Raw genomic sequence first — 5,554 nt, 5'->3', positions numbered from 1 at the left:
TCTGATCGTGGCGCGTCGCGATCGAGGTGTAGGTCACGCCGGGAAGCGTGTCGCCACCCTCGTTGAGAGTGCTGAGCATGCGCGACCCGATCAGCTGCTGCTGCCCGGCCGCGCCGAGATTGCTCCCGCGGAACAGCAACTCGGCCACGGCATCGTTGCCGTTCGTCACGCCGAGCACCGCGAGCACCGTGTACAGCTGCTGCAGGCCGTTGAAGGTGGTGCCGTGATTCGTCGCGCCCAGCATGACGAGGTTCCGGACCCGATTGCGGGAGGGATCCGTCGCGTCCGTCCCACCCTCGAACTTGAGGTACTGACGGGAGACGACACCGCCCTGCGAGTGGCCGACCAGATCCACCTGTTCGGAGCCGGTGTGCTCGCGAACGGCATCGACGAAGGTTCCGAGTTCCACGGCGGACCGTTCGATGTCCGAGACACCCCAGACCGTGCGCTCGGGATCGAAGTACCCCTGCGCGGCGCCGTAGTTCAACGCGTACACGCAGTAGCCGAGCCGTGCTAGTTCGGGAGCGACGTAGACCCACGTGGGGTACATGCCCGTCCCGGTGCCGTGCACGAGCACGACCGGCCGGGGATGCTCCGGCGACGGGACGCAGCCGAGGTCGTTGGCTCCCTCGACCCCCTCACCCATCGTGCTCAACAGGGTCGCGAGGGGGCTCCCCGGAGCGTCTGCCGAGGTGGGCAGGGGAACCGGATCGGGCACGGTGATGGTAGGCGCCGGCTCGGCCGGCGCGGCAGGGGCAGGATCGGCCGCCGATATCGCCGGGGTGGCGAACATCGACGACGCAAGGGCGAGGGCAGCAGTGGCTGTGGCTACGACGCTGCGACGCGCACGGATCATCGGTACTCCTCGACGAACATGGGGATCGTATGTTCGTGCTGGTTGGGGGATCGCCGAGTAGGTTAGCAGCCCGTCGGGGGACGATCCGGGCAGCGGAAGATCAATTCTGTTCGGCCGAGCGCCGGTAACCGACGACGGCGGGGACCACGAAGACCGCCACCATCCCCGCCGACCACGCGACCGTCTTCAGGAAGGGCTCGGCGACAGGCCCTCCCATCGCCAGTGCGCGCATCGTGTCGATCGCGCAGGACATCGGCTGGTTCGCCACGATGGGTTGCAACCAGCTCGGATACGCCATGACCGGCACGAAGCCCGAGTTGAAGAACATGAGCAGGGTGCACAGGATCGAGACGGTCTCGACCAGGGGCGTGCGCCCCGGCAGGGTCGCCAGAGCGGTCACCATCATCGCGAAGCCCAAACCGAAGATCAGGGGGACCACGAGGATGAGCAGGGTGGGACCGAGGCCCTGGGTGAACCGGAAGCCCAGCGCCATGCCGGCGGCGAAGATCACGAGAGAGGTGACGAACACGCGCACCATCTCGGCCGTCAACCGGCCCACGAGCCCCGCCGAACGATGAACGGGCAGCGTGTGGAATCGGCTCAGCAGGCCGGAATCACGTTCGGTGCGCAATCCCACCGCGCTGACCACCGAACCGAACATCGCGCCGACGAGCACGATCATGGGGACGGTGCCGAAGATCGACGAATATCCGGTCGCGGCAGTGATGCTGTCACCGAGCACGATACGGAACATCACGAGCGTCAGCGCCGGATAGACGAGCGCCTGGATCATCGTGGCGGGATCGCGGGCCCACCTCAGCAACAGCCGTCCGCACTGGAGACGGCTGTGCTCCCACAGGGCACCGAGCGAACGCTCGCCGCGGATGCGATCCGGTTCCGGGTAGGCGAAGCCGTGGCCCGGCCCCCGCGACGTCTCGACGGTTCCGCTCATCGCCTCACGCCCGTCTCGTCGCGGCCCATACGGCCCCCGGAATGCAGATCACGGCCAGCCCGATCATCCAGAACAGACTCGGGCGGAAGACCTCCCAGGTCACCCCGTCCTGGGCCATGTCGCGCATCGCGAAGGAGAACTGGGAGATCGGCTGGTTGCGGACGAACGGCCTGATCCACTCGGGGAATCCTTCCTCGGGCACGAAACCGCACGACAGCATCCCGAGGATCAACTGCGGCAGGGTCAGCGCCTGCGCGGTCGCTTCGGGGCTCCGGGACAGACAGCCGATCGCATCGGCGCCCAGGCACAACAGCACGCTGATGATCAGTGCGGTCGCGCAGAACAACACCGCCTGCCCGAGCCCTGCGGAGAAACGGAAACCGATCAGATAACCGAATCCGATCGCGGCCGCCAGGGAGATGACCGATCGCACCGTGCTCGCCGTCATCCGCGACGCCAACGGCGCCGCGGCGGCGACGGGCATCGTCTGCAGGCGGGAGGTCACACCGGTCGTGCCCTCCTGCGCCGCCAGCTGCGCCGCGGAGATGGCGGTGAACGCCATCGACTGCAACACGATGATGGGCATGAGGAACTGCGCGTAGTCGATGCCCTGCAGCTGCATGACGAACTTGAGCGGCAGGTAGAAACCCAGGCCGAAGACGAACGGTGCCAGGACCGCGAGGACCAGCTCGCCGTATCTGGCCATCGTGCGCAGCGAACGGACCGTCAGCACCCACCACTGGTCGAGCGACGACGGGGTGATCCGGCGGTGCGCGCCGCCCCGGCGTGACGGAGGAGCGAACGAGGAGGACTCCGGTGAGCGTGCCACCATCACCTCGTCGGTGCGGGCGGTCACGGTCGTTCCCCCGCCGGCGCAGGTCCCGCTCGCTCGGACGGAGGCGCAGCGGTTCCCTGAGCGAGCGCGGTCGGGTCGGTGTCGGACGCTTCCGGACCACAGTCGTCCGGGGTGGACGCTCCCGGAGCGTGACCGTCCGGAGCGGACGCCGAGTGCCCGGTGAGGCGGAGGAAGACGTCGTCGAGGGAGGGCCGCCGCAGGCCGATGTCGGCGAGCTCGACACCCAGGGGTTCGATACGCCGTAGCACCTCGGTGAGGGTCGCGGCGCCGCCGGGCGCCGGAACGGACACCCGATCCGTCTCGGGGACCGTGCCCTCCCTCGGATCTCGCGGGAGGAGACCGTCGAGTGCCCGGAGGAGCTCGGGTATCGCGCGCGGGTCGACCGGGACGATCTCGCAATGGGCGCCGCCTGCGGACGACTTCAACTGGTTCGCGGTGCCCTCAGCGATCACCGTCCCCTTGTCGATGACGATGATGTTGTCGCTCAGCACATCCGCTTCTTCGAGGTACTGCGTCGTCAGCAACACCGTGATGCCCTGCTCCTTGAGTGCCGCCACCAGCGACCACACACCCTGTCGGCTACGCGGGTCGAGTCCGGTGGTGGGCTCGTCGAGGAAGACCACCTTGGGGCGGACCACGAGGCCGCACGCGATGTCGACCCGTCGGCGCATGCCGCCGGAATAGCCCTTCACGGGACGGCGACCGGCGTCGACGAGATCGAACTCCTCGAGCAGTTCGTCCGCTCGTCGCGTGGCGGACTTCTTGTCCAGCCCCATCAGGCGACCGAACAGGATCAGATTCTCGCGACCGGTGAGGGTGTCGTCGAGCGCGGCGAACTGACCGGTCATCATGATCGAACGCCGGACCGCGGCGGCCTCGGTCACCACGTCGTGCCCGGCGACCACGGCGCGACCCGAGGTGGGCCGCAGGAGGGTCGACAGCACCTTGACCATCGTGGTCTTGCCGGCGCCGTTGGGACCGAGAATGCCGAGGACGCGGCCCGGCGGTGCGGAAAAACTGATCCCGTCGAGCGCGCGGACCTCGCCGAAGGACTTGTGGACGTCCTCTACGAGAACTGCCTGGTCGTGATCGCTCACATCACACCCCGCCGTAGATCTCGGTCCCTGTCGGGGACGGGTCGGTCCGTCACCGTCGGAATCGTACCGGGACGCACGGTTCCGGGAGGTGCGGACGGACACGCTCGTCCGCGTCCGCAGGTCAGGACCGGACGCCGAGATCGTCGCGATGATCGACGAGGCGGCGGGCCCGTCGGTGAAGTGCGCGCGCCCGGCGGCTTCGACGTCGTCGCGGCGCAGTGCCTGCAGCAGCCGCTCGTGGGACGCGACCGCCTCCGTTCCCCGACCGCGATCGCGCAGACCCCTCCCGACCCCGGTCCCGTCCCGGCGAATACGATGGAGCGGCTGCGCCGGTACGGACACTGCCGATGAACCCCATCGGTCAGGGTCGATCGCGCAGACCCGACCGCGCGGCGTGCCTTGTGGAGGCGCACATCACGCATCGTCGTGAGTTGAACTCTCGGCCGTGCTCCTGCATACTGGTCGGGTTGCCTTGACCGGGCCATGGATGTTTCGCGGCTCGGATCGGGAAAGACGTGACAGTCGCGGATCGAGCCTCACGGCCTGGTCGCGGCCACATGCAAGACGGAAGCAGTACCCCTGTGTGCTCCTGCGAGCACAGCCGGTTCCGTTCCTTGCGGTGTCGAAGCCCAAGAGTTTCGACACCGGGGAATGAGCGGCGGGCCGACACGCCCGACCGCGTGGGCCGGAGAACAATGACAGATGAACAGCGGCAAGCGGATCGGATGCGTCCGGCTCGCACTGTGTTTCGAGTGCTGTTCTCGGTCGCCGTTCCTCGGGGAACTGTGCAGACGAGGTGGTTTCCGGCTCCGCCGGGGATCACGAAACGCGGCAAGAAAAGGACACTAAGCGTGGCGGGACAGAAGATCCGCATCAGGCTCAAGGCCTATGACCACGAGGCGATCGACGCATCTGCGCGCAAGATCGTCGAGACGGTGACCCGTACGGGTGCCCGCGTGGTCGGCCCGGTGCCGTTGCCCACTGAAAAGAACGTGTACTGCGTCATCCGCTCGCCGCACAAGTACAAGGACTCGCGCGAGCACTTCGAGATGCGGACGCACAAGCGGCTCATCGACATCCTCGACCCGACGCCGAAGACCGTCGACGCGCTCATGCGCATCGATCTCCCGGCAAGCGTCGACGTCAACATTCAGTGACATTCGATTACAGCGAGCTTGTGAAAGACGCAGCGGAGACAACACATGACTAACCAGATCAAGGGAATCCTGGGCACCAAGCTCGGCATGACCCAGGTCTTCGACGAGAACAACCGGGTCGTCCCGGTGACCGTCGTCAAGGCCGGACCGAACGTGGTCACGCAGATCCGTACCGAGGAGCGCGACGGCTACAACGCCGTGCAGCTCGCCTACGGTGCCATCGCGCCGCGCAAGGTCAACAAGCCGGTTCGCGGCCAGTTCGACAAGGCCGGCGTCACGCCGCGCCGTCACCTGGTCGAGTTCCGTGTCGAGGACGCCTCCGAGTACGAGGTCGGCCAGGAACTCACCGCGGAGGTCTTCGAGGACGGCGCCTACGTCGACGTCACCGGAACTTCCAAGGGCAAGGGCTTCGCCGGCACCATGAAGCGTCACGGCTTCGCCGGCCAGGGCGCGTCGCACGGTACGCAGGCCGTGCACCGTCGTCCGGGTTCCATCGGTGGCTGCGCCACCCCGGGCCGCGTGTTCAAGGGCACGCGCATGTCCGGCCGTATGGGCTCCGACCGCATCACGACGCAGAACCTCTCGGTCCACAAGGTGGACGCCGAGAACGGGCTGCTGCTGATCAAGGGCGCGATC

At 67.5% G+C, this 5,554-nt stretch carries 6 protein-coding genes; 2 read left to right on the top strand and 4 right to left on the bottom strand.

The window, feature by feature from the left end:
* From R1101_RS27000 to R1101_RS26995, 4 genes are all read right to left on the bottom strand, one after another.
* Positions 1–856 (bottom strand): esterase/lipase family protein (locus tag R1101_RS27000; RefSeq protein ID WP_016934273.1); only part of this gene is annotated, 856 nt, incomplete at its 3' end.
* A gap of 100 nt (positions 857–956) precedes the next feature.
* Positions 957–1,808 (bottom strand): ABC transporter permease, encoded by an 852-nt coding sequence (locus R1101_RS0115325; RefSeq protein ID WP_016934272.1) that lies wholly within the window; start codon positions 1,806–1,808, stop codon positions 957–959.
* 4 nt (positions 1,809–1,812) lie between these two features.
* Positions 1,813–2,664, bottom strand: a complete 852-nt coding sequence (locus R1101_RS0115320) for an ABC transporter permease (RefSeq protein ID WP_016934271.1) — start codon at positions 2,662–2,664, stop codon at positions 1,813–1,815.
* Positions 2,661–3,761: a daunorubicin resistance protein DrrA family ABC transporter ATP-binding protein gene (locus R1101_RS26995; protein ID WP_037223713.1), complete on the bottom strand. Its 1,101-nt coding sequence runs from the start codon at positions 3,759–3,761 to the stop codon at positions 2,661–2,663. The genes R1101_RS0115320 and R1101_RS26995 overlap by 4 nt, the downstream gene beginning before the upstream one ends.
* An 851-nt stretch (positions 3,762–4,612) precedes the next feature.
* Between R1101_RS26995 and rpsJ the strand changes: the two genes are divergently transcribed.
* Positions 4,613–4,918 carry a 30S ribosomal protein S10 gene (rpsJ, locus tag R1101_RS0115310; RefSeq protein WP_003938093.1) on the top strand — a complete coding sequence of 102 codons (306 nt, stop codon included), beginning with the start codon at positions 4,613–4,615 and terminating at the stop codon, positions 4,916–4,918.
* A 45-nt stretch (positions 4,919–4,963) separates the two neighbouring features.
* A partial coding sequence (rplC, locus tag R1101_RS0115305; protein ID WP_016934269.1) for a 50S ribosomal protein L3 occupies positions 4,964–5,554 on the top strand: 591 nt, incomplete at its 3' end.

The sequence above is a fragment of the Rhodococcus sp. R1101 genome (assembly GCF_000278445.1).
Classification (GTDB): domain Bacteria; phylum Actinomycetota; class Actinomycetes; order Mycobacteriales; family Mycobacteriaceae; genus Rhodococcus; species Rhodococcus gordoniae.
This window is presented reverse-complemented; position numbering and strand designations above follow the sequence as displayed.